Annotated in this window: 3 protein-coding genes; all 3 read right to left on the minus strand. The window is 52.5% G+C overall.

What is annotated here, in order from left to right; all coding sequences use genetic code 11:
* Positions 1–69: 69 nt before the first annotated feature.
* Complete coding sequence (locus I6F47_RS20315) at positions 70–477, minus strand: hypothetical protein (protein WP_197162032.1); 408 nt, start codon at positions 475–477, stop codon at positions 70–72.
* An 81-nt stretch (positions 478–558) separates the two neighbouring features.
* Complete coding sequence (locus I6F47_RS20320; RefSeq protein WP_197162030.1) at positions 559–846, minus strand: hypothetical protein; 288 nt, start codon at positions 844–846, stop codon at positions 559–561.
* 39 nt (positions 847–885) lie between these two features.
* Positions 886–1095 (minus strand): hypothetical protein (locus I6F47_RS20650; protein ID WP_231609272.1); only part of this gene is annotated, 210 nt, incomplete at its 5' end.

Here is a 1095-nt window from a genome sequence, read left to right on the forward strand (position 1 = left end):
GAAGGGGTGACCGGGAAACCCGAAGGCGTGCACGGCAAAATAGCGTTTTTGTTTCATGCTGCAATCCCCTTAGAAATAGTCGCGGCTGAGTGAGTGTGAGCCAAACTCAACATAAGGCACCTTGATGGCTTCGTACACATCAGGCCCGAAAGCATCGTTAAGTCCAACACCGTGACCCATGGCTTGCATTGCGGCATAGTGACCGAAGTGGTCGATTGTGTTGGGTCGGTCGCCGTCACCATCGCGCTCAATCAGCCCCAGCAAGTCGCCGATGCTTAGACCGTTTTCGCGTTCCATATCCATGCGCAGGGTCCGCGCGGCGTGCATTGCAGCGGGGTCGATTTCATCGGGCATTACATCAAAAATTTCAGTACCTGCGCCGATGGGTGAATCTTCGGACTCATCGGCAGCATCCGCCCACGCACTGGCAAAAAATGCCTTTGCGGCGTGCAATTCAAATTCTTCGGTTTCAGCCATATCAGTTCACTCCTTGATAAATAACAGGGGGCAAAAACGCCCGGTAATAGCCCCGTACATAAGGGCTATTCGCTGGCGTTTTTATTTGTGTGCTGCCCACATGTGTGGCGCGGCATAAGGTGGCGCGGGTTGCTTCAACCACTGCCCCAGCGGCCACGATTGGTTGCGGCTTTCGCAATGGTCGTCGTCGCGCGGTTTACCCTTCTCCCCCGGAAAAATGGTGTTTTCGTACCACTCCGCATCCGAGACATATCCCGGCGCGTAGAACTGACCGTTGCAGGGTTTGCGTGCCCATGCCGGGATATGCTCCATGGCGTAGCGTTGCTGATACTGGGCTTTTGCCGTGGCAAGGGAAATAGCGCGTTTCATAATCAACCCCTCAAAATAAAATCAACTAAAAGCGGCAAACTAAAAAGAAGGCTGGTTAGGATGGCGGTACGGTCTTACACCTGCTGCAATATAACCAACACCTGGCACACGATATAGTGTGCAAGTAGCAGCGTGTGCGTAATTGTCTGTCGGGTTTGCATATTCCGCACAATATGAAATCAGTTCTCGATTTTCTGGCAAAGTTTCATTATCGGCATATGTTTTTGCAAGCGGGTAAAGCGTCCCGCC

The sequence above is a fragment of the Pseudoalteromonas sp. NZS37 genome, assembly GCF_015864265.1.
GTDB lineage: Bacteria > Pseudomonadota > Gammaproteobacteria > Enterobacterales > Alteromonadaceae > Pseudoalteromonas > Pseudoalteromonas arctica.

Excerpts from the sequence above, each read along its gene's own strand:
- I6F47_RS20315 (WP_197162032.1), bottom strand. The coding sequence starts at position 477 with ATGGCTGAAACCGAAGAATTTGAATTGCACGCCGCAAAGGCATTTTTT.
- I6F47_RS20320 (WP_197162030.1), bottom strand. The coding sequence starts at position 846 with ATGAAACGCGCTATTTCCCTTGCCACGGCAAAAGCCCAGTATCAGCAA.